Below are 22671 nucleotides of genomic sequence, written 5' to 3'. Positions count from 1 at the left end.
TCTTTGGCCTGGCCCGAGCCGCTGCAGTTCACCCCTCCGCCGGCCCGTACAGGCCGAGCTGGTCGAGAAGCGCCCGCTGCCGGTCGGCATTTTCGACCAGCAGGCCGGTGTAGCGCTCGACGATCCGCTGCTGGTGTCCCCGGTCGGAAACGGCCGACAGCGCGCCTGTTATGGCGGCGATCTTTTCCGAGGCCTGGCGCAGTTCTTCGAGCAGCGCTGCCTTGCCGCCGGCCTCGGCGACGACCTGCTTCGTCACCTTGCCGATGCCGGCCGGCGTGCGGCTGCCGCCGGAGACATGCCCTTCCGGCAGGTCGCCCTTGAGATTGACGACCGACTTGAAGCGGATGACGTCGAAGATCTGGTCGACCGCCTGCTTGGCGCCGGTCACCCGCGACGGGTGGTCAGTGTCGGCGGCGGCGTGCGGCAGCAGTTCCAGCTTGCCCTTGTGGCACTCCTCGAGCGGCAGGTAGGGCAGCATCGGGCCGCTCAGCGTGCCGGTCGCCGCATCGCTGAAGAGGTCGGCGTCGATCGCCGCATGGGCGATCTTGCCGGAGGCAAGGGCTGCATCGAGCGCGCCGGCGTCGACGACTTCGCCGCGGTCGTAATTGACCAGCACCGCGCCGTCCTTCATGGCGCCGAGCACCTTGGCATTGACGGTGCCGGCATTGGAATAGATGCCGGTCGCGGCATCCAGGCGGCCGAGGCCGATATGGACGGAGAGCACGTCGGCGCCGCTTGCCGCTTCCACAGGGCTTGCGGCATAGTCGAAGCCCTCGGCCTCGATCCAGCGCTTGTGATGCTCGCGGGCATAGATCGACACCGTCATGCCGAAGGCCTTGGCGAGCTTGGCGACTTCACGGCCGATATTGCCGTAGCCGAGAACGGCGAGCTTGCGACCCTCGAGCTTGGCCGTCGGGAAATCCTTCAACTGGCGGCCGGTATCGAAATCGCCGCCAGCGACCATTCGGTGCAGCCTGTCGACCGGGAGGTCGGGCATGACCTTCAGGATCGCCTTCACGGCCATCTGGGCGGTCGCGCGGCTGTTGATGCCGGGCGTGTTCATCAGCGCCGCTTCGCCGCCCTCGCCGTTGCCACCGCCCCAGGAGGCCGAGCCCATATTGCCGGTGCCGGCGCCGATGCGCACGCCGCCGAGCGGGAAGACGGAGGACTTCGGGATGAAGGTCGCCGCCGCGATCAGCGCGTCATACTGACCCTTGTCGGTCTGCGGCAGGATCTCCGCCTCGGTGCTGAGGTTCGGCTGATAGAAGAAGTGGATGCGGCCCTTTTCCAGCGCCGAACGATCACCGAGAGGGCCGAGATGGAAGCTGCCGCCCTTCTCCTCGATATAGGCCTTGACCTCGCTGTAATCCGGCTCGCCACCGGCGCCGAAGCGCAGGCCGACGAGATCGGCGATCAGCACCGTATAGGCGCGGTTCGGATCGTCCTTGCGCACGGCGCCATCGGCCTTGGCGGGCGCCTCGAAGGTGACGCCGTGTTTTGCCAGCTCCTCCTCGAGCACGACGATCTTGGCTCTGAGATAGGCATATTGCAGGTTTTCCAGCAGGGCGACGACATCGTCGGGCTCGCGGATGCCGCCGACCCAGGCGCGGTAATCGCCGGGCGTGCCGGGGAAGGCGTTGACGTAGCGGGCCGCATCGAGGCCGGGCTCATATTCGCCGTTCGGATGGGTGATGCCCTCATAACCGAGCAGTTGCTTGGAACGGGCGATGATGCGGGCGTGGATGCCGGCATCGGTGATGTCGTCCTCGACCTTCAGCAGCGTCACGGCGGCGCCGCGACGCTCGGCATCGGTGACGGTCAGCGACAGCAGCGGGTGCGACTTGACCCATTCGTCGATCACCGCGCGGTTGGCGGCGGAGCGGCGGTTGAGCTCGACGATGGTGCCGACCCGGGCTTCGGACTGCAGCAGTCCGAAGGTGGTCTCGGCAAAGGCGAGCGCGCTGTAGGTGTTGATAACGCCGCCGAGCATGCGGTCCTCGGCCGGATCATAGAACGGGCCGGCATCGACCGAGCGCTTGGCCGAAAACGGCTGCCGCGGATCGATCGGCGGCGCGATCTTCAGCTGGCGCGGGATCGCCCAGGCCGGATCCTGCTGGTTCTTCTCGATCAGCGCCAGCGCATGCGGCGTGAAGGAGGCGACGAAATAGCCGGAGATGCCGCCGATCGCCTTCTGGAACGGCATGAACAGGCAGCATTTCGCCATGACGGCGCTGACGAGTTCGGGCTCCCAGGGCATGGCGCCGAGCATCGAGGTGGCGTCGAACACCGCATGGCGGTTGGCCGGGTCGCCGTCGAGCCAGCTCAGCAGTTCGCGAATCTCGGCGCTGGTATAGGCATTGGCCCCCGTCGTCTCGTGGCCGACGCCGACGAAGATCGACACGCCGAGGTCGGACAGCTCGGCCGCCGTCGGGATCACGCCCTCGGAGGCGGCGAAATGGATGCGGCTCTCGCAGCCCTTTTCGGCGAAACGCTGCATTTCGATCAGCTGGGTCGCCCAGGACTGGCGGAAGAAGCCGGCGGCCTTGGACGGATCGCTCTCCGGCCGCGGCGTGTCGACATAGACGCGCTGGCCGGCATCGTTGGCATTCATCAGGTGCTGGATGCAGACGGTGAAACCGCTATGGCCGCCGCCGAGCCCCACCGCCATGCGGTTCTCCTTCGGGAAGCCGAAATAGCGATGGATCGCCCGCATCATGTCGGTCAGGATCTTGTCGGCCGGATAGCCGCGATGCATGCTGCGGGAAATCTCGGCGGTGGTGAAGCCGCCGATATCGTTGCCCCGGTCGTCGAACTTGCGATAAGTCTTCTCGATCCAGGCGTCGAAAGCGATGCGCCGCAGGCGGCTATCGACTTCGTCGGTCGTCGCATCGGTAATCGGCCCGACGCCGAAGAACGGGTTGGACGGCAGCTTCGGCGCGCCCGACGCGGTCTGTCGAAGGGCGTTCAATCGCTGTTCCTGCATCTGCGCGATATCTGTCATGGCCTGCCTGTCTGTTCCCGGAGCTGAAGTTGCCTTCATGGTGAAGCGACTGCCCCGACGAGACAACCTCATATGCGCCGCAGGAGAGGCGAAACGCGCCATTGGGGTGCTGCCGTTCATGTTCGTGCATTTGGCAGCAGGCGAGACGACTCATGCCAGCCCATTCATCCGACTGTGAAAGACCCCTCCCCAACCCCTCCCCACAAGGGGGAGGGACTAATCCGGAGCGCTCGCCGGGTTCCACTCGAAGCGTCGCAGATATGGAAAATGGGTGCGGCAGGTTAAGCCCCTCCCCCTTGTGGGGAGGGGTTGGGGAGGGGTCTTGGCCGGATCCGAGACCTATTGCCCGTTGATATCGCAGCCCTCAGTCGCTCACCCCCAACACAAAACAGGCTTGCCCTACTCAACCATTCGGCGTATCTCTTGCCCGTCGCGAAAAGCGACTGCCTCCCTTGATCCGCTCAGTGGCGGAGTAAACAGGTGGACGAATGGGTCGTCCAGGCGGTCGAGCACAGGCCCGCCATGCGCATCAGCCATGGTTCGGCCAGCACCTCCCTGAAACCAATGCCTGACCAGATCAGGCCTCATCGTGAGCTATCGGCGCACTCTGTCGGCGCTGCCGGCTTGCGTCGACCCGGAACGCACCCATGACCAGATCCCTTATCGTCATTTTCACCGCCATTGTTCTCGATGCCGTCGGCATCGGGCTGATTTTCCCGATCCTGCCGTCGCTGCTTGAAGACGTCACCCATGCCGCAGACGTCGCGCCCACTATCGGCGCGATGACGGCGCTCTATGCGCTGATGCAGTTCATCTTCGCGCCGGTGCTCGGGACGCTCAGCGACCGGATCGGCCGCCGGCCGGTGCTGCTGATTTCGCTCGCCGGTGCCGCCGTCAACTATCTCTTCCTCGCCTTTGCGCCCAATCTGACCCTGCTCTTCGTCGGCCGGGCGATCGCCGGGCTGACCAGCGCCAATATCTCGGTGGCGACCGCCTATATCACCGACATCTCGCCGGAGAAGAAACGCGCCCGCCGCTTCGGCCTGTTCAACGCCATGTTCGGCCTCGGCTTCATCATCGGCCCGGTCGCCGGCGGCGTGCTCGGCGATCATTGGCTGCGGCTGCCGTTTATCGCGGCCGCCGTGCTCAACGGCGCCAACCTGCTGCTCGCCGTCTTCCTCCTGCCGGAATCACGCCCGGGCAGCCGCGAGACGATCGATCTGGCTGCGCTCAATCCGCTCAAACCGCTACGCGCGGTGCTGGAGGTCAAAAGCCTGCTGCCGATCGTCATCCTGTTCTTCATCTTCAGCGCCACCGGCGAGGCCTACGGCACCTGCTGGGCGCTGTGGGGCAGCGATGCCTTTCACTGGAACGGATTGTCGATCGGCCTATCGCTGGGCGCCTTCGGCATCTGCCAGACGTTTGCCCAGGCCTTGCTGCCGGGGCCGGCCGTGAAACTGCTCGGCGAACGCGCCGCGATCCTCGTGGGTGTTGCCGGCGTCTCCCTCGCCCTTACCGTCATGGCCTTTGCCGCCCAGGGCTGGATGATCTTTGCGATCATGCCGGTCTTCACCCTCGGCGGCATCGGCGTGCCGGCGCTGCAATCGCTCGCGACCCGGCAGGTCGACGAGAACAGCCAGGGCGAGTTCCAGGGCGTGCTGGCCTCGGCCGTCAGCCTCGCCTCGATCATCGCGCCGCTCGGCTTTTCCAGCCTCTATTTCCTCGTCCGAGAGGAATGGCCGGGCGCCATCTGGCTATCGGTCGTCGCCGTCTATGCGCTCGCCGTGCCTGTGGTTCTCGGCCTCAGGCTGAAGAGACCGGAGGCGGCGCCGGCGGGGTGAAACTGCTGGGAAGGCTGCGGCTTCGCGGCTACGATCGCCTTTGCCAGGGTGAACACGCAGTGCGCGTGGACATGGGTCCTCGGGTCAAGCCCGAGGACGACGGAGGGTGGGGGAGCCTGTACGGCAAGGACCGCGAGTGCGTGGTGATTTGTTGGAATTGTCGCCTGTTATTTCACCCGATCCCAACGCAAGACTGCCCACGCATGTTGCTGGAATTCCTCCAGACGTCTCGCCTCTTGCCTATCGCTATCCCCACCCTCCGTCATACTCGGGCTTGACCCGAGTATCCATGCCGCAAGCGCTCCGCTTGAATTTGCTCGGCGATCGTCCGCCACTTCAACGGAAGCGAGGTGCCGGACCGCATGGGTCCTCGGGTCAAGCCCGAGGACGACGGAGGGTGGGGGAGCGTCAGTCGCAACAGCGACGTCGGCGGCGCGATCAAGCCGCACATGCGAAGAAAGCGTCCATCAGGACGGTTTCATGCGGGTTGCCTCGCCAATGGCATCGGCGCGCGTCTTTCCTCCTCGGCGAGCCTCCTGATCCAGTCGCGCAGCGCCAGCGCGGCGGCAGGGAGTTCGCGGCTGTTGTTCCAGGTGAGGTAATAGGCGCCCGGATCGGGAACGACCAGATCGGTGAAGCGCACCAGATCGCCCTTTTCGACCAGGGGGCCGACCAGGCGGTGCCAGCCGACGACCAGGCCCTGGTCGGCCATGGCGGCCTGGAGGGCGACGCTGAATTTGCCGAAGCGTCTGCCGCTGAGGCCGCGATAGGGCACGCCGGCGCGCAACAGCACCTCTTCCCAGCCGGTCCAGCCGGGCTCGACCCACTCGACATTCAACAGCGGCAGATCGGCAAGATCGGCGGCGGCGGCACCCGCATGCCGTTCGGCAAAACCCGGGCTGCAGACCGGATAGAGACAGTCGTCGAACAGCAATTCCGCCGTCTCGTCGATCCATTTGCCGGATCCGTAGCGGATGCGCAGCTCCAGTTCGGAGCGGCGGAAGACCTTGAAGTTGTCGCCGATCAGGTGATCGACCGATATGTCGGTGAAGCGCCGCCAGAAATCCGGCATGCGGGGAATGAGCCACATCGACCCGAACACTTCGCTGCAGGCAATCGTCACGTTACGGGCGCTATCTCCCTGCTTGATCGAATTGACCACTTCGGACGCCCGGGAAAAGCCGCTTGCCAGCGCCCGGTGCAATTCCTCGGCCGGCGCGGTCAGCATCACGCCTTTGCCGGTGCGCACGAACAGGGCAACGCCGAGTTCCTGCTCGATCGACTTGATCTGCCGGCTGACGGCCCCCGTGGTGACGTTGAGCTCGGCTGCCGCCAGGGTGAAATTGCCGTGCCGGGCGGAGGCCTCGAAGGTGGCAAGGGCGGTCAGCGACGGCAGACCGTAGAAACGACGAACCATTGATCTCTCCTATCTCTCCCCCGCGTCCGTCGGCGCGGAGTTGATATTTCCGCCATGATAACGCACGCAGACAGGCATGTCTTGAGTTCAACTCAACACATGCCGGATTTTTATGTGTCTTGTCTTCATGACCTGCCTGCCGCTTTCATAGGACCCACAAACAGCATGTCGCCAGGAAAAGACGCCCGTCCGGTGCCCGGCCGCGCGTTGGGCGACGCTATTTTCGAGGTCCCGAACAGGCATGAACATCGAGACATCAAGGTCGAAACAGGCCGTGCAAGGGCTTCCCGAGCGGATGAAGGGCGTTCTCCTCACCGGCCATGGCGGTTTCGAAAAACTGGACTATCGTGAGGATATTCCGCTTCCCCGGGCCAAAGCCGGCGAGGTGCTGATCCGCGTTGCTGCGGCCGGCATCAACAACACCGATATCAATACCCGCATCGGCTGGTATTCCAAGGCGGTGACAACAGGCACGGGAGGCGGCGGGGCGACAGGTTTCCGGTCGGCGCAGGACGCCGACGCCAGCTGGTCCGGCGTGCCGCTCGCCTTTCCGCGCATCCAGGGGGCCGATTGCTGCGGGCGTATCGTCGCTGTCGGCGACGGTGTCGATCCCATCAGGATCGGCGAGCGGGTGCTGGTGCGCAACATGCTGCGCTCTTACGTCGATTATCGTCCGTTCGAATGCTGGACCTTCGGCTCGGAATGCGATGGCGGCTTTGCCCAATATGCGGTGGCGCCGGCGCGCGAGACTTACAAGATTGATTGCGACTGGAGCGATGTCGAGCTGGCGTCGCTGCCCTGCGCCTATTCCACCGCCGAGGGCATGCTGCACCGCGCAGCCGTCGGGGCCGGCGAACACGTCCTGATCGCCGGCGCCTCCGGCGGCGTCGGCTCGGCGGCGATCCAGCTGGCGAAGCGCCGGGGCGCCACCGTCACGGCGATCGCAAGCCCCGACAAGGCCGGGCAATTGCTGGCGATCGGCGCCGACCGCGTCGTTGCGCGCGGCGAAAACTTCGCAGCCCACCTCGGCCGGGAGACGGTCGACGTCGTCCTCGATGTCGCCGCCGGGCCATCCTTCGGCGCGCTGCTCGATACCTTGAAAAAGGGCGGGCGATACGCCGTTGCCGGCGCCATCGCCGGGCCGATCGTCGAACTCGACGTCCGGACGCTCTATCTCAGAGACCTGACCTTCTTCGGCTGCACCTTCCAGGAGGATGTCGTGTTCGAAAACCTCGTCTCCTATGTCGAGCGCGGCGAGATCAGGCCGCTCGTCGGCAAGAGCTACCCCTTGAGCGAGATCGTCGAGGCGCAGCGGGATTTCCTGTCGAAGCGCATCGCCGGCAAACTCGTCCTAATCATCCCTGAATAGAAGTCATCCGGAATAAGAAGCACATGAGCGAACTCAAAATCGAAAAAATCGACGTCTTCAAGGTCGACCTGCCCTACCGCGGCGGCGTCTACCGGCTATCGGGCGGGCGTGAATACCGAAGCTTCGATGCGACGATCGTCCGGATCACGGCGCAGAACGGGCTGGAGGGCTGGGGCGAGAGTACGCCGTTCGGATCGACCTATATCGCCTCGCATGCGCTCGGCGTGCGCGCCGGCATTGCCGAAATCGCGCCTGGCCTGATCGGGCTCGATCCCCGCCGCGTCGATCGCATCAATGACGCGATGGACCAGGCGCTGGTCGGGCATCTGCATGCCAAGACCGCGCTCGACGTCGCCTGCTGGGATCTGTTCGGCAAATCGGTCGGCCTGCCCGTCTGCGACCTGCTCGGCGGGCGCACCGATGTGAAAATGCCGGTGATCTCGTCGATCTATATGGGCGATCCGGATGATATGCGCCGGCGCGTGGCCGAGCATCGCCAGCTCGGTTATATCGCCCATTCGGTCAAGATCGGCGACGAGCCGGCGGTCGACGCCGCCCGGATTGCCGCCGCGCTCGCCGACAAGCGGCCCGGCGAATTCTTCATCGTCGATGCCAATGGCGGCATGACGGTTGAAACCGCGTTGCGCATGCTGCGGCTCTTGCCGGCCGGGCTCGATTTCGTGCTCGAAGCCCCTTGCGCAACCTGGCGCGAATGTTTGTCGCTGCGGCGGCGCACCGATGTGCCGATCATCTTCGACGAACTGGCGACGGATGATGCGGCGATTGCCCAGCTCCTCGGTGACGACGCCGCCGAAGGCATCGGCCTGAAGATCTCCAAGAATGGCGGGCTGACTCGCGGCCGCCGGCATCGCGATATTTCGGTGGCGGCCGGCTACACCGTCAGCGTCCAGGAAACGACGGGCTCGGACATCGCCTTCGCCGCCATCGTCCATCTCGGCCAGACGGTGCCGGAGAAGAACCTGCGCTGCGTGCTCGAATGCCGCGACATCGTCGCGATCAAGACCGCCGACGGCGATTTTGCCGTGCGCAACGGCCGCGTCACCGCGCCCGCCGCCCCCGGCCTCGGCATTGCGCCGCGCCTCGAAGTGCTCGGCGAGCCGGTGGCAAGCTACGTCTAAACAGGAAACGCGGCGCCCTGTCCTTTTCGACGCCGCAAAAAAGAGGGAACGAAAATGAAAAAACTGCTCGCATCCACATGTCTGCTGGCCGGTCTTGCCGGCGGCGCATCGCTGTCGCACGCGGCCGAATGCGGCGATGTCGTGCTCGCCGTGCACAATGTGCAGAGCGCCGAAGTCCTGACCTTCGTCGACAAGTTCATTCTCGAGAACGGTTACGGCTGCAAGGTTGAGACCGTTCCCGGCGATACGGTGCCGACCACGACGTCGATGGTGGAGAAGAGCCAGCCCGACGTCTCGTCGGAAACCTGGGTCGACCTATTGCCCGAGATCGTTCCGCGCGGCGTCCAGGACGGCAAGATCGTCTTCGGCGCCCCTGCCCTTCCCGATGGCGGCATTCAGGGCTGGTGGATCCCGAAATATCTGGCCGACGCCCATCCCGAGATCAAGACCGTCGAGGACGCGCTTGCCCATCCCGACCTCTTCCCCGATCAGGAAGATCCGAGCAAGGGCGTGATCTTCAACGGCGCCGAAGGCTGGGGCGCGACCGTCGTGACGACGCAACTGTTCAAGGCCTACAAGGCGGCCGACAAAGGCTTCACGCTGATGAACCCGGGCTCGGCAGCCGGCCTCGATGGCGCGATCGCCAAGGCCTATGAACGCAAGCAAGGCTTCATCACCTATTACTGGGCGCCGACGGCGCTGCTCGGCAAATATGAAATGGTCAAGCTTAAGCAGAACGGCGCGCCGGATGCCGTCGAATGGAAACGCTGCATCACCAACCTCGCCTGCCCCGACCCGAAGGTCGCCGACTGGCCGGTCGACAAGGTGATGACCGTCGTCACCAAGAAGTTCGCCGATCGCACCAGCCCCGACGTCATGGCCTATTTCAACAAGCGCGGCTGGAGCAACGACACGGTCGGCAAGATCATGGCCTGGGAAACGGAAAACCAGGCCACCGGCGAAGACGGCGCCAAGCACTTCCTCCAGGAAAACGAAACGATCTGGTCGCAATGGGTCCCGGCCGACGTCGCCGAGAAAATCAAAGCCGCGCTTTGACCGTTCAGGAAAAGGTCGGCGGCCAGCCCTGATCCGGCTGCCGCCGCCTTCTCCGGGGGAGAAGGACATGCCGCGATCCCTCTGTTCGTAAGGTGTGTTCCTTCTCCTCGCCCATCACGCACCGCAGTGCTTGCGGCCATGGGTCCTCGGGTCAAGCCCGAGGACGACGGAGGATGGGGAACCTATGGGCAAGAACCGCAAGTGCAGTGGTGATTTTGTTTTATTGCCGTCTTTGCGCAATTTCCGAGCCAAAACCGGCCGCGCTTTGCTGGAACTCCTCCAGACGTCTCGCCTCTTGCCGCTTGCGCTCCCCCACTCTCCGTCCTGCTCGGGCTTGACCCGAGTATCCATCTCGCATGCGCTCCGCCTGAATTTGTTCGACGGTGGTCGCCTTTGTCAGTGTGAACAAGCCCCCTCCCCAACCCCTCCCCACAAGGGGGAGGGGCTAACGGGCCGCACCGCTTGACCTATCTCCACCGCACCAATCCGTCGAACAGTAACCGCCAACCAGACCTCTCCTTTGGTCGCCGCCGGTGCCGCGACTTAGCCCCTCCCCCTTGTGGGGAGGGGTTGGGGAGGGGTCTTTCTCACACACGTCACCTGTTCGGCGCGGAACGAGAGTTCGGGGCATTTGGCATGAATACCGTCATATTTGGCAGTTTCGCCACTGGCAGCGCCGGCGCCAGGCATGCGAGTTTCCGCGGCCAACAACAGGGAAACACCATGCGCCGCGATACCGAACTGCTGGATGCGATCCAGACCTATTTCGATGCCCTCTATACCTGCGATCTCGCCTTGTTCGACCGGATCTTTCATCCGGCCTGCAGCCTGTTCGATGCCGACGAGGGACGGATCACGGTCGATCCGATCGCCGATTACCGCGCGGTGATCGCCAAGCGCATCTCCCCGGCCAGCCGCGGGCAGGATCGCGAGGACGACATCATCCTGATCGACTGGCTGTCAGAGAAGGCCGCGACGGTGAAGGTCCGGCTGCGGATCCATGCCAACATCTTCATCGACCATCTCTGCTTCGCAAGGGGTGATGAGGGCTGGCGGATCGTCGCCAAGGTCTGGCATCTCGAAAGCGTCAGAGCTTGAGCATGATGCCGGCGATGCGGCGGTGGTGGTAACCACACCGAGCCGAAATGCTTGCGGCCATGGGTCCTCGGGTCAAGCCCGATACTCGGGTCAAGCCCGAGTATGACGGAGGGTGGGGGAACGTGTGCGCAAGAACCGTAAGCGTCGCGGTTATTCAATTGCCGCCATTTTTTTACGCGTTCTCAGGCAAAACCGCTGGCGCATCTTGCTGGAATTCCTCCGGACGTCTCGCCTCTTGCCGCCCGCGCTCCCCCACCCTCCGTCATACTCGGGCTTGACCCGAGTATCGGGCTTGACCCGAGTATCAGGCTTGACCCGAGTATCCATGCCGCACGCACTTCGCTTGAATTTGCCCGTCGCCTGACGCCGGCCAAGCCCCGCCTACGCCGCCTCCCCCTTCTCAAGCGCACCTTCCGCCAGCTTGCGCGCCGCGACGAAGTCGACCTTGCCCGATCCCAGCACCGGCACCTTGCCGATGGTGACCTCGGCCGGCACCATCATGTCCATGGCGCCCTTCGACTTGGCGAAGGCGAGGAATTCGGCGCGGGTGGCGGTTTCGGCTTCGGTGAGCAGCACCAGGCGCTCGCCCTTCTTGGCGTCGGGCAGCGAGGAGACGACGGAGAGCGCGCCCGGCCAGAGTTCGGCGGCGAGTGTTTCGACCGCGGCGAGCGAGATCATTTCGCCGCCGATCTTGGCAAAGCGCTTGGCGCGGCCGCGGATCTTGACGAAGCCGTCCTCGTCGATGGTGACGATGTCGCCGGTGTCGTGCCAGCCATCGGCGAGCGGCTCGAGCACGCCGGGCTTTTCGGCGCGGAGGTAACCGGCCATGACATTGGCGCCGCGCACATGCAGCCGGCCGCCCTCGTCGATGCCGGGCACCGGTTCGAGCTTCCATTCCATGCCCGGCAGGATTTTGCCGACTGTGCCGGAGCGGTTGTACATCGGCGTGTTGATGGAAATGACCGGCGCCGTCTCGGTGACGCCGTAGCCTTCCAGGATGCGCAGGCCGAATTTTTCCATATAGGTGTTGCGGGTCGAAGCCTTCACCGGCTCGGCGCCGGAGAAGATGTAGCGGATCGAGCGGAAGTCGTAGGGATGCGCCGTCCTGGCATAGCCGTTGAGGAAGGTATCGGTGCCGAAGATGATCGTGGCGTTGGAGACATAGATCAGCTCCGGCACGATGCGGTAATGCAGCGGCGACGGATAGAAATAGACCGGCACGCCGGAGATCAGCGGCAGCACGGTGCCGGCCGTCAGCCCGAAGGAATGGAAGACGGGCAGGATGTTGAACACCTTGTCGCCGCTGTGGAAATCGATGCGGGCGGCGGCCTGGGCGGCGTTTGACAGGATGTTGCGGTGGGTCAGCACCACGCCCTTCGGCGTGCCCTCCGAACCGGAGGTGAAGAGGATGACGGCCGGATCATCGGCCAAGCGCTTCACCAGCGGCCGGCCCTTGCGCAGCAGCCCGCGGATCTTGTCGAGCGCGCCGATCTCGGCTCTCAAATCATCGAGCCAGACGATCGTCACCTGCTTTTGCAGCTCCTCGACGACCGCGCCGAGCTTGGCCTGGGCGACGAAGGCGCGCGAGGTCAGCACATGTTTCACCTCGGCCGCCTTGCAGGCGGAGAGGATGTTGGCGGCACCGGCGGTAAAGTTCAGCATGGCCGGCACCTTGCCCGCGCTCATGACGCCGAGAATGGTGGCGGCGGCGCCATTGGCATTCGGCAGCATGACGCCGATATTTGCCTCCGGGAAGCGGTCGCGGAACTTGGCGCCGAGCACGGCGGCACCCGTGAGCAGCTTGCCATAGGTGAGGCTGCCGGTGACCGGATCCTCGACGGCAAGCTTTTTCATGCCGAATTCCTGGGCAGCCTGAATGACGCGGCCGAGCACGGTCGAGGAAGTATCGGCGGTCTCGAACAACAGGTTCGACATCACCTGATAGAGCGCGGCCCCCGCCGCCGTGCGGCGCTTGCGGCCCTTCAGCTCGGCCGGCACGTCGAGCTTCACCGGCTCGAGAATGGTGACCTTGACCTTGGGGAACAGCCGGCGGCGGATCTTGCCGTTATCGAGATAGGAGAGATAGCTCTTCTCCAGCCCGTCGATCTTGACCGGCACCACCATCGAGCCGGTTTTGTCGGCGACCATGGCCGCACCGTCATAGACCTTCATCAGCGTGCCGGTCACCGTCAGGCGGCCCTCGGGGAAGATGCCGATCGGGCTGCCGTCCTGCACCACCTTGATCAGCGAGCGCGTCGCCATCGGCTTTGTCGGGTCAAGCGGCAGGAACTTGCACATTTTCAGGAAGGGCCGCACCCACCAGGCCTGGGCGATCTTGTAATCGACGGCGAAGGTCGGCTCCTCCTCGGTGATGGCGAGCGCCAAGGCGCCGTCGAGCAGGCTGACATGGTTGAGCGCGATGATCGGCGCGCGGCCGGCCTTCTTGATATTCTCCAGCCCCTCGACCTCGAGGCGCATGAAGGCGCGGAACAGGATCGAGATGAAATCGCGGAAGGGATTGGTCGGCAGCGTCTTCAGCATCAGCCAGGCAACGGCAAAGTTGAGAATGCCGAGGCCGATCAGAATTTGCGGAATGGAGGCGCCGAGCGCCTGGATGGCGGCGACGAGGCCGAGGCCGACGGTGATGAACAGCGCCGAGAGCACGTTGGCGGCACCGATGACGCGGGCGCGGCGGTCCTCATGCGCCCAGGTCTGCAGCGCGGCGAAGGTGGGAACGGCGATGAAGGCGCCCGCGATCGCCATGCCGGCGAGATCGATGGCGACGCGGATGGTGTTTTCACCGGCGAAGAAATCGAGGATCGTCGTCGCATGGGCGGCAGAGGCCAGGCCCCAGAGGTTCCAGGCGAGATCGAGGCTGAAGAGGCCGAGCAGCGCCGTTCCCACCGGGGCCGGCAGCAGCACGATGCGGCCCGACGACATCCAGGCGGCGATGCCGGAGCCGACGGCGACGGCGATGGCAAAGACGGTGAGATAGGCGGGAACGACGAGCTCGGAGCCGCCGAGCAGCTCGGTCACCATGGTCGGCAGGATTGACAGCACGAAGGCGCCGACCAGCCAGAACCAGCAGTTCATCAGCGCCGAGCGCCACAGCCGCTTATCCCTACGGATTTCCATAACCAGCGTATAGCTGGAGCGGATGACATTGCGGTCGATCTGCAGATCCGGCGCCTTGGAGCCGGTCGCCGGGATCATCCGGCTCGCCAGCCAGCAGAGCAGCGACAGGCCCATCATCATCGAGCCGAAGAGCAGCACATTGTCGCCGCTTGAGAAAGCAAGGGCTGCGATGATCGTGCCGGCTAGGATGGCGATGAAGGTGCCGCCCTCGATCCAGGCATTGGCCTTCGGCAGGTCGCGGCGATCGAGATGATCGGGCAGGATGCCGTATTTGATCGGCCCGAACAGCGCCGACACGGTGCCGAAGCCGAAGAGGGCCGCCATCAGCACAAAGATGGAGGAAAAACCGAGGCCGACGACGGCGAGTGCGGCAATGCCGATCTCGCAGCGTTTCAAGAGTTCGGCGATTTTCGCCTTGTCGTGCTTGTCGGCCAGTTCGCCGCCGAGTGCCGAAAGCAGCAGGAAGGGCACGATGAGGATGACGCCGGCAAGCGTCACCAGCGCAGCGCCTTCGCTGGCCGACATCTTGAAGAGAATGAGGAACACCAGCGTGTTCTTCAGAAAATTGTCGTTGAAGGCCGTGAGGAACTGGGTCCAGAACAGCGGCGCGAATTTTCTAGACGTCATCAGATTGTGTTGCACGGCGGGAGTCCTTCTTTAGGCAGCTCGAGAAGGCCACAGAGTTGTTACCCATTGGTTGAATGCGGCAACAACTCTGCGGTGTGGTTAAGGAAGATCAATCTTCATCGCTACGATTGAATTTGACGAGCAGTTTTTCCGTGCGGGCATCTTCGACCTTGCGGATCAGCTTCTCGGATTCGGCATTGTCGCGCAGCGTCTTGGTGATGTTCACCGTCGTCTGCACCAGCATCAGGATGCCCATGGCGAGATAGCCTTTGCCCCAGAGATCGAGCGGCATCATATAGAGGCCGAGCGCCAGCATGAAGGCGGCCGAGCCGAAGGAGATGTAGGAGAAGCTGACCCAGCTGGCGGAATGTTTCTGGAAACTGTCGTTCATTGCAGTGATCCTTCAATTTTGAGGGGTGTTGGTCGAATGGATGAAATCAGGCGGCCGGGGTGATGCGGCTCTTCAGCCGGGCAAGCACGTCATCGGCCGAGGAGCTGAGCGGCGCGCCGCAGCCGGCATTGGCGAGCTTCTCGATGATGCCGGCCGGCCGGGTGGTGCTTTCCATGTCCTTCAGCGCGGCCGCCGTCAGCTCGTTCTGGCTCTGGCGCAGGCGCAGCCGCGCGAGCGTCTCCTCGGCCTCGTCGAGGGTGGCGAGGCCCGGGCCGGCGACGACGACATCGAGCTTCTGCGCCTCCTCGGTGGCCCGCGCCAGCCGCTCGCCGCGCTGCAGCTCCTGCAGCCGCGCCTCGGCCGCTCGGACGATCCCCTTCAGCTTGCCGATCGATGTGGTGAACTGGGCCTGCGCCGCCACCGAGGCATCACGCTCGGCTTCGAGAAAGGCGATCGCCTCGGCCGCCTCGCGGGCCAGACCGTCATTGCCCTTGTCCAGCGCCGCGCAGGCGCGGCTCTCCAGATCGGCGATACGGCTGAGGATCGTCTGATGCTGCGCTTTTTCCTGCTCGTTCTGGGCGATGGCGACGGCGACGCTGCGGCGGGCCGACTGGATCGCCTGGGCGGCATCGCGGATCTGCTGGGAAAGCAGCGGCACGGCGTGGCGATCGGCAAAGGCCTGCTCGGCATCATGCGCCCTGCCCCGCAAGAGAATAGAAATCAGTTTGAACATTTCTTGCCTCCGGTTTATGAACGTTGTTCACGAGTGTTGTTATGGCAGAATCATGAACGGCGTTCAAGATAAATTTTGAACGCCGTTCAAAAAATCGAAGTGGAATGGGGAATGGCCGGCAGGCGAGAAGAAAAACGCGAGGATTTGAAGGCCCGGCTGATCGAGGCGGCGCGCGAGCGCATCGCCCGCGACGGGCTGACCAATCTGCGCGCCCGCGATATCACCCAGGACGCCGGCTGCGCGCTCGGCGGCCTCTACACCGTCTTTACCGACCTCGCCGAACTCGTCATCCACGTCAATTCTTCGACGTTGAAGGCCTTGGAGGCGAAGCTGACGCTGCCCGAGGCCCGCGACAAAAGCCCGACCGACCGGCTGCGCAACCTCGCCCAGGGCTACCTCGCCTTCGCCGTCGAGCACCGCAACCTCTGGAAGGCGCTGTTCGACCACTTCCCTCCCGACACCAGCCCGACGCCGCAATGGCACCTCGACGAACACCTCTTCCTGATGGACGTGATCGCCGAGCCGCTCGCCGAACTGCAGCCCGACATGCCCCCCGAAGACCGCGCCATCCGCGCCCGCACCCTCTTCGGCGCCGTCCACGGCGTGGTCAGCATCAGCCTGGAGGGCCGCTTCGTGGGATTGCCGCTGGAGCGGCTGGCAAGGGAGGTGGACGAGCTGGTGCAGACGATTGCAGCCGGGGCGGAGCGGCGAAGAGAAGAGGGCGCGTGAGGCTCGCGTTGAGGGAGTAGCGCAGGCTGACGACGCTGCCGTTTTCGCCGAGCCCACCCCACTCTCCGTCATCCTCGGGCTTGACCCGAGGATCCACGCCCGTCGCCGATGATGCCAACGGGCACCGTCGTCAAGACGCTGAAATCACATCGAAAAATGCCATCATCCGACTGACGGCATTGCGGTTCCAGCCGGAGCCTCACCCCACTCTCCGTCATCCTCGGGCTTGACCCGAGGATCACACGCAGCACTCGACGTTCATACGTTCGCGGATAGGATGCCCCTGCCGTTCCCACTGCCGACGGACAGCACAGCGCTCGTAGCATGGATCCTCGGCTCAAGCCCGAGGATGACGGAGTATGTGGGAACCTGCCTGCAAAACCGCCCCCACGCCGCCGGACTCGCCCCATCATCTCGCCCCCTGCCAATCCTCTCTCCCCACCCTCCGTCGTCCTCAGACTTGACCCAAGCACCCCCACCCAAGCACTCTGCCCCCACCACGCCACCGCGAAAGGAAACCCCATGAGCCGCATCTTCATCACCGGTTCCACCGATGGCCTCGGGCTTGCCGCCGCCCGCACCCTCATCAGCCAAGGCCATGACGTCGTGCTCCACGCCCGCTCCCGTGAGCGCGCCGCCGCCATCGCAGAGACGTCAGCCGCCGCGCTCGCCCTCGTCATCGGCGATCTCGCCAGCGCCGCCGAGACGCGCTCCATCGCCGACCAGGTCAACGCCATCGGCCGCATGGACGCCGTCATCCACAATGCCGGCATCTACCTCGAACGAAGCCGCGGCGAAACGCCGGATGGTCACGCCAAGACGCTGGCGGTCAACCTGCTCGCCCCCTATCTCCTCACCGCGTGGATCACCCGCCCCGACCGCCTGATCTATCTCACGAGCGGCATGCACCGCAGCGGCGGCAGCAGCCTCGACGATATCGACTGGAAGCGGCGGCCATGGAACGCCAGCCAGGCCTATTCGGAAAGCAAGCTCTACATCGCCACCCTCGCCGCCGCCCTCGCCCGCCACTGGCCGGATGTCTTAAGCAACGCCGTCGACCCCGGCTGGGTGCCGACCAAAATGGGCGGCGCCGGCGCGCCGGATGATCTCGAAATGGGGCATCTCACGCAGACATGGCTGGCGACGAGCGATGATGGCGCGGCCAGGGTCAGCGGCGGGTATTGGTATCACCGGCAGCGGCGGGAGGCGGCGGCGGAGGTTGGTGATGTCGGGTTTCAGGATGCGCTGGCGGAGAGGCTTGCGGAGTTGACGGGCGTCCACTTATTCGAACAGCAGCGGTAGCAAACGAAACCGACAGTTTGTTGGGCGTTGGGCGCTGAGCGTTTTTGACGACGCGTATTCGACTTCTCGCCTCGACGCAGCTGGGGCGGCGCCAACACGCAGTAGATCGAATACGGAGGGCCTCATTGATGAATTAATCAGGTTCGCCCAATCGCTCCTCAAGCTTCTCTAATCTTTTTTTCAGATCGCCGGTTTTAAGTTCCGAGTGGATCATCTCGATTTCGCCAGGAGTAAGTCGGACGCTCAACACGTATTGGCCGGTCAGCGAAATTTCTTTGCTTATTAGCTTCACGCGTACGTTCCCGTCAGAGTCGATCTCGATGTCAGTCTCACCGATTGGATAATTCGCAACTTCGTGAGTGTGTCCCGTATTCCTCGAATACGCCCATCCTAAAATCTTCATTTTGCCCTCCAATTGAAGGCAAGATGTCCTACCGCAGATTTGCACGCAAGATTAAGTTGTGAGACAGCGCATCAGTTTTTGTGAGTTGAGCGATTGAAACAGCAGTGGTTGGAGCCATCGCCCGCCACTGGCCGATGTCCTGAGCAACGCCGTCACCCGGCTGGGGTGCCGACCAAGAGGGCGGCGCCGGCGCGCCGGATGATCTTGAGCTGATGCACCTCATGCAGACATGGCTTGCGACGAGCGATGATGGCGCCGCTAAGGTCAGCGGCGCGTATTGGTATCACAGGCAGCGGTGGGAGGTGACGGCTGAGGTCAGTGATGCGGGGTTTCAGGATGCGTTGATGCGGAGACTGGGGTAGATGGCGGGGGTTCGCTCGATGACCAACGGACTCGCAATTATTCCGTTGTGTCATCAACGCTGGGAATCGAACGCGCATGTTGCGCTAGTGGCTGTCGGAAAGCCCCTTCCAACTTGCGTATGTGCTCCGACAACCAGGTCAGCATTTCCGGCCAGTTGTCGACGTCGAAGCCATCGAATGGATGGGAATAGGATATTCGGCTCTGTTTCTTCTCGTCGAGCCGAGACCAGCTCATCGCCCCTCCCAATCTAGCTTCGAATGCAGACCTGTCGGCTTCGAGCCGATCGAACAGCCACTTATTCTGATCCCGGTCGGCGCGCGCGAGATTTACTTCGACACGAACTTCGTCGCGTGCAAAAACCATCGTAAAAGGACAACCTCCAACGCCAGACCCTGCATTCAGCCAATGATCACGACTAGGATTAACATTGGCAAAGAGGGTGATGCCATCCGCGCGCAATCTCTCCAATGCGCGAGCCCAGAACTGAAGCCGGAGCTGATGTCGACGCGCTTGGACCCCCTGCGCACTTGTTTCCTCCACCTCCTTTGAAGAGATGCCGATCATGTAATCTGCAGCCTCCGGAGTTGGGATAATCTGCTGCAGATCAATGAACAGCTCATCGCCGAAGCTGTAGGGGACAACGCGAAAGCACTGTGCACGAATGCCTCGACTAAGCAGCCACAAGACTGTCGCGGTCACTTCACGGCGGAAATTGGCAGCTATGAACATCATGCGCTGGCCGTTACCGGGATTCAGTACCGTCTCTTGAAGCTCCTCAACCTCCATGAATTCGCAGATGCGTTCGACTGCCGAGCCACCCCCGCAATAGCGGTCGAGATACTGCTGGTAGATCTCGACAATCTGCAGCTTATTCAGGCCCGACACATAGGCGGTGTATTTCAGTGCCTGCCAAGTCACGTCGCGGCCTGAATCGTCGAGCTTGTTCTCGATGACGACGAGATTGCCCGCCTTGTCGAGCGCAAGAAGGTCCAGCCGCTCACGCGTCTCGTCGAACCCGTCAAACTCTTTCTGGATGATGAGTAACTCTTCGCCAAGTGCATCTGGCTGGTGCACAAGCCATTCCTGCAGATGATCCCGCTCACGCAATGCAAGCTCGCCAAAGCGCCTTTGTGCGAGGCGCGCGATTCTATTTTGGCTCCTATCAACACGAAACATTGGGTCACACTCGTAGGCCGACCGGCCAATAGCTTTTGACAGAAAGCTCTCATCTTGCGGTCATTCAACTTCCCGATGCATCTTCAGTAGCACGGCCTTATGCCGTAGTGTCAAACCCGATTCGGACGGTGACAGGGAATACGCATGCTCACAGGTGAAATTCGCTCGAAGGTCGACCAGGTTTGGAACGCTTTTTGGGCGGGTGGGATTGCCAACCCACTCGAAGTGATCGAGCAGATCACCTACCTGCTCTTCATGCGCGGCCTGGATGACATTCAGACGCGCGAGGAAAACAAAGCCAACTTACTCGGCCGGCCGATCGAGCGGGTGGTCTTTCCCGACGGCCTTTATCGAACGGTCCGGGATGACGACACGGGGGAAATCAAGGAAGAGATTTCCTATGCCATGTTGCGCTGGTCGCGTTTCAAGAACGACGATCCGGCCCGCATGTTCTTCATTGTCGCGGAGAACGTCTTTCCATTCCTGCGAGAGATGGCAGAGAAAGGCACTGCTCACTCCGAACACATGAAGGGGGCCCGCTTCACCATTCCGACGCCCGGCCTGCTCGCCAAGGTGGTCGACATGCTGGCAGAAATTCCGCTGGAGGATCGCGACACCAAGGGCGATCTCTACGAATATATGCTCGGCAAGATCGCCTCGGCCGGGCAGAACGGCCAGTTCCGCACGCCGCGCCATATCATCAAGCTGATGGTCGAGCTGACGAAGCCGACGCCGCAGGACGTGATCTGTGATCCGGCGAGCGGCACCTGCGGCTTCCTGGTCGCGGCCGGCGAATATCTGCGCGAGCACCACAGCAAGCTGTTCATGGATACGTCGATGAACAAGCATTTCCACAATACGATGTTCCACGGCTACGATTTCGACCAGACCATGCTGCGCATCGGCTCGATGAACATGCAGCTGCATGGCGTCGAGGGCGCCGATATCCGCTACCGGGATTCGCTCTCCTCCAGCCATGGTGACGACGCCGACAAATATTCGCTGATCCTCGCCAACCCGCCCTTTGCCGGCTCGCTGGATTACGAGACGACTGCCAACGACCTGCTCGCCATCGTCAAGACGAAGAAGACCGAACTTCTGTTCATGGCGCTATTTCTGAAGCTCCTGAAACCAGGCGGGCGCGCAGCAGTGATCGTGCCGGATGGCGTGCTGTTCGGCTCGTCGACGGCGCATAAGGCGATCCGCAAGATGCTGGTGGACGAGCACAAGCTCGACGCGATCGTCAAGCTGCCATCGGGTGTCTTCAAGCCCTATGCTGGCGTCTCCACAGCGATCGTCTTCTTCACCAAGACTAATTCCGGCGGCACGGATCACGTCTGGTTCTACGACGTGCAGGCCGACGGCATGAGCCTCGACGACAAGCGCCAGATGATGGTGCCGGAGGAGAAGTTCGGGCCGGTGCCGAAGGAGAAGGTCGGCGAGGACGAGCATACTAGGAACAACCTGCCGGATGTCGTCGCCCGCTGGGCGGAGCGCAATGGCGCGGAGCGCGAAAATCCGCGCACCGGCCAGAGCTTTACGGTGAGCCGCGAGGATATCGCCGGCTTCGACTATGACCTGTCGCTCAACCGCTACAAGGAAGTGGTGCATGAGGCGGCGGAACATCGCCCACCGAAGGAGATCATTGCTCAGTTGTTGAAGCTCGAGACCGAGATCGCCGAAGGACTGAAAGAGCTGGAGGCAATGCTGTGATGCGGGCGCTATCGCTGGTTTCGATAGGCGAGGTTACGAATATAGTTTCGGGCTTTGCCTTCACATCCGATGGCTTCAATACGGAAGGGAGAGGACTACCCCTCATCCGAATCAGGGACGTCGTTCGAGGTTACACTGACACTTACTTTGAGGGCTCCTACCACCAAGATTTCGTTGTTGAGAACGGGGACATCCTGATCGGCATGGATGGCGAGTTCAATAGGGGCAGGTGGCAGTCCAACGCTGCCTTGCTTAATCAACGTGTCTGCAAGATCGCGGGAAAACCGCAGCACTTGGACAACAGCTACCTATTTCATTTCCTACCTGGTGCCCTGAAAACGATCGAGGATAGAACTCCGTTTGTCACGGTCAAACACCTATCTGTCAAAGATCTACGGGCAATTCAGCTGAATCTCCCGCCCCTAGACGAGCAGAAGCGGATTGCGGCGATACTGGATAAGGCCGATCAATTGCGCCAGAAGCGCCGCCAAGCCATCGCCCTGCTCGACAGCCTCACCCAATCGATCTTTCTGGAGATGTTCGGGGATCTGATTGAAAACGACAAGTCGTTTGCAGCCGGCCGTATTTCTGACTGGGTAGAGGATTTTGAAACCGGAAAGAATCTTGCGCCCGATCCAGATAATTCGGATCCGCTAAGCTATCGTGTACTCAAGGTCAGCGCGGTGACGTCGGGTATATTCAAGGCAGAGGAAGCGAAAGCTCTGCCGAAGAGCTATGGAGCTCGGCTCAACCATTTGATTCACAAGGGAGACCTTCTGTTCAGCAGAGCTAACACAGCGGAATTGATTGGCGCAACCGCGATGGTTCATACGGATTGCGAACGCATAGTGCTGCCTGACAAGATCTGGCGCTTTGCTTGGAACGCCAAGAACAAGCCAAACCCGCTGTTCGTTCACGGCATGTTTAGCAGTTCCTCGTTTCGACGTGAAATCTCGAAGCGAGCCACTGGAACAAGCGGCTCGATGAAAAACATCTCGAAAGAAAAGGTTCTGAACATTCGCATAGGAATGCCTGAGCGCCAACTCCAAGATGACTTTGCCAAGCGAATTAAAGCAACGCAAAGATGTAGACTTAACTGTGAAAATCAACTTAATGTATTGGACGCGCACTTCTCCTCCCTCCAACATCGCGCCTTCTCCGGTCAGCTCTGAGGCTCC

Annotated in this window: 16 protein-coding genes and 1 pseudogene; 10 read left to right on the top strand and 7 right to left on the bottom strand. The window is 62.7% G+C overall.

All coding sequences use genetic code 11. From position 1 onward, the window contains the following. Positions 1-28: 28 nt before the first annotated feature. Complete coding sequence (locus ATY75_RS15110; protein WP_088938184.1) at positions 29-3001, bottom strand: NAD(P)-dependent oxidoreductase; 2973 nt, start codon at positions 2999-3001, stop codon at positions 29-31. 596 nt (positions 3002-3597) lie between these two features. On the opposite strand from ATY75_RS15110, the gene ATY75_RS15105 reads away from it, so the two are divergent. Then, positions 3598-4842, top strand: a complete 1245-nt coding sequence (locus ATY75_RS15105) for a TCR/Tet family MFS transporter (RefSeq protein WP_348627403.1) — start codon at positions 3598-3600, stop codon at positions 4840-4842. A gap of 478 nt (positions 4843-5320) precedes the next feature. On the opposite strand, the gene ATY75_RS15100 is transcribed toward ATY75_RS15105, so the two are convergent. Further along, complete coding sequence (locus ATY75_RS15100) at positions 5321-6259, bottom strand: LysR substrate-binding domain-containing protein (RefSeq protein ID WP_088938182.1); 939 nt, start codon at positions 6257-6259, stop codon at positions 5321-5323. Positions 6260-6500: 241 nt separating this feature from the next. On the opposite strand from ATY75_RS15100, the gene ATY75_RS15095 reads away from it, so the two are divergent. The 4 genes from ATY75_RS15095 to ATY75_RS15075 all read left to right on the top strand — a co-directional run bounded on the left by ATY75_RS15095 (position 6501) and on the right by ATY75_RS15075 (position 10921). Beyond that, positions 6501-7628: an alcohol dehydrogenase family protein gene (locus ATY75_RS15095; protein WP_088938181.1), complete on the top strand. Its 1128-nt coding sequence runs from the start codon at positions 6501-6503 to the stop codon at positions 7626-7628. 23 nt (positions 7629-7651) lie between these two features. Continuing rightward, positions 7652-8767, top strand: coding sequence for a mandelate racemase/muconate lactonizing enzyme family protein (locus ATY75_RS15090; protein WP_088938180.1), 1116 nt, complete (start codon positions 7652-7654; stop codon positions 8765-8767). Positions 8768-8821: 54 nt separating this feature from the next. Further along, positions 8822-9823: a glycine betaine ABC transporter substrate-binding protein gene (locus ATY75_RS15085; RefSeq protein WP_088938179.1), complete on the top strand. Its 1002-nt coding sequence runs from the start codon at positions 8822-8824 to the stop codon at positions 9821-9823. Positions 9824-10459: 636 nt separating this feature from the next. Beyond that, positions 10460-10921 (top strand): nuclear transport factor 2 family protein, encoded by a 462-nt coding sequence (locus ATY75_RS15075; RefSeq protein WP_245317579.1) that lies wholly within the window; start codon positions 10460-10462, stop codon positions 10919-10921. A 381-nt stretch (positions 10922-11302) separates the two neighbouring features. On the opposite strand, the gene ATY75_RS15070 is transcribed toward ATY75_RS15075, so the two are convergent. The 3 genes from ATY75_RS15070 to ATY75_RS15060 all read right to left on the bottom strand — a co-directional run bounded on the left by ATY75_RS15070 (position 11303) and on the right by ATY75_RS15060 (position 15807). Beyond that, the gene (locus ATY75_RS15070) at positions 11303-14698 is read right to left on the bottom strand and encodes an acyl-[ACP]--phospholipid O-acyltransferase (protein ID WP_088938177.1); all 3396 of its coding nucleotides are present in this window, start codon (positions 14696-14698) and stop codon (positions 11303-11305) included. Positions 14699-14792: 94 nt separating this feature from the next. Then, positions 14793-15074 (bottom strand): YiaA/YiaB family inner membrane protein, encoded by a 282-nt coding sequence (locus ATY75_RS15065; protein ID WP_003569708.1) that lies wholly within the window; start codon positions 15072-15074, stop codon positions 14793-14795. Positions 15075-15120: 46 nt separating this feature from the next. Next, the gene (locus tag ATY75_RS15060) at positions 15121-15807 is read right to left on the bottom strand and encodes a PspA/IM30 family protein (RefSeq protein WP_088938176.1); all 687 of its coding nucleotides are present in this window, start codon (positions 15805-15807) and stop codon (positions 15121-15123) included. Between the two features lie 111 nt (positions 15808-15918). Here ATY75_RS15060 and ATY75_RS15055 point away from each other — a divergent pair, with 111 nt between their 5' ends. Both ATY75_RS15055 and ATY75_RS15050 read left to right on the top strand, forming a co-directional pair. Continuing rightward, positions 15919-16536 (top strand): TetR/AcrR family transcriptional regulator, encoded by a 618-nt coding sequence (locus ATY75_RS15055; protein WP_088938175.1) that lies wholly within the window; start codon positions 15919-15921, stop codon positions 16534-16536. Between the two features lie 522 nt (positions 16537-17058). Beyond that, positions 17059-17838 (top strand): SDR family NAD(P)-dependent oxidoreductase, encoded by a 780-nt coding sequence (locus tag ATY75_RS15050; protein WP_088938174.1) that lies wholly within the window; start codon positions 17059-17061, stop codon positions 17836-17838. A gap of 133 nt (positions 17839-17971) precedes the next feature. Here ATY75_RS15050 and ATY75_RS15045 read toward each other — a convergent pair whose 3' ends face one another. Beyond that, positions 17972-18241 carry a hypothetical protein gene (locus tag ATY75_RS15045; protein WP_088938173.1) on the bottom strand — a complete coding sequence of 90 codons (270 nt, stop codon included), beginning with the start codon at positions 18239-18241 and terminating at the stop codon, positions 17972-17974. 113 nt (positions 18242-18354) lie between these two features. On the opposite strand from ATY75_RS15045, the pseudogene ATY75_RS35060 reads away from it, so the two are divergent. Then, positions 18355-18603, top strand: a pseudogene (locus ATY75_RS35060) (hypothetical protein); the annotation flags it as partial. Between the two features lie 37 nt (positions 18604-18640). Here the strand turns inward: ATY75_RS35060 and ATY75_RS15035 are convergent. Then, a complete protein-coding gene (locus ATY75_RS15035; protein WP_088938172.1) occupies positions 18641-19780 on the bottom strand; it encodes a DUF4268 domain-containing protein in 1140 nt (379 codons plus the stop codon). A gap of 144 nt (positions 19781-19924) precedes the next feature. Here ATY75_RS15035 and ATY75_RS15030 point away from each other — a divergent pair, with 144 nt between their 5' ends. Continuing rightward, a complete protein-coding gene (locus ATY75_RS15030; RefSeq protein ID WP_088938171.1) occupies positions 19925-21493 on the top strand; it encodes a class I SAM-dependent DNA methyltransferase in 1569 nt (522 codons plus the stop codon). Further along, positions 21493-22665: a restriction endonuclease subunit S gene (locus tag ATY75_RS15025; protein ID WP_088938170.1), complete on the top strand. Its 1173-nt coding sequence runs from the start codon at positions 21493-21495 to the stop codon at positions 22663-22665. Before ATY75_RS15030 ends, ATY75_RS15025 begins: the two co-directional genes overlap by 1 nt. Positions 22666-22671 lie beyond the last annotated feature (6 nt).

The organism is Rhizobium sp. N122 (genome assembly GCF_002211295.1).
Lineage (GTDB): Bacteria > Pseudomonadota > Alphaproteobacteria > Rhizobiales > Rhizobiaceae > Rhizobium.
This window is presented reverse-complemented; position numbering and strand designations above follow the sequence as displayed.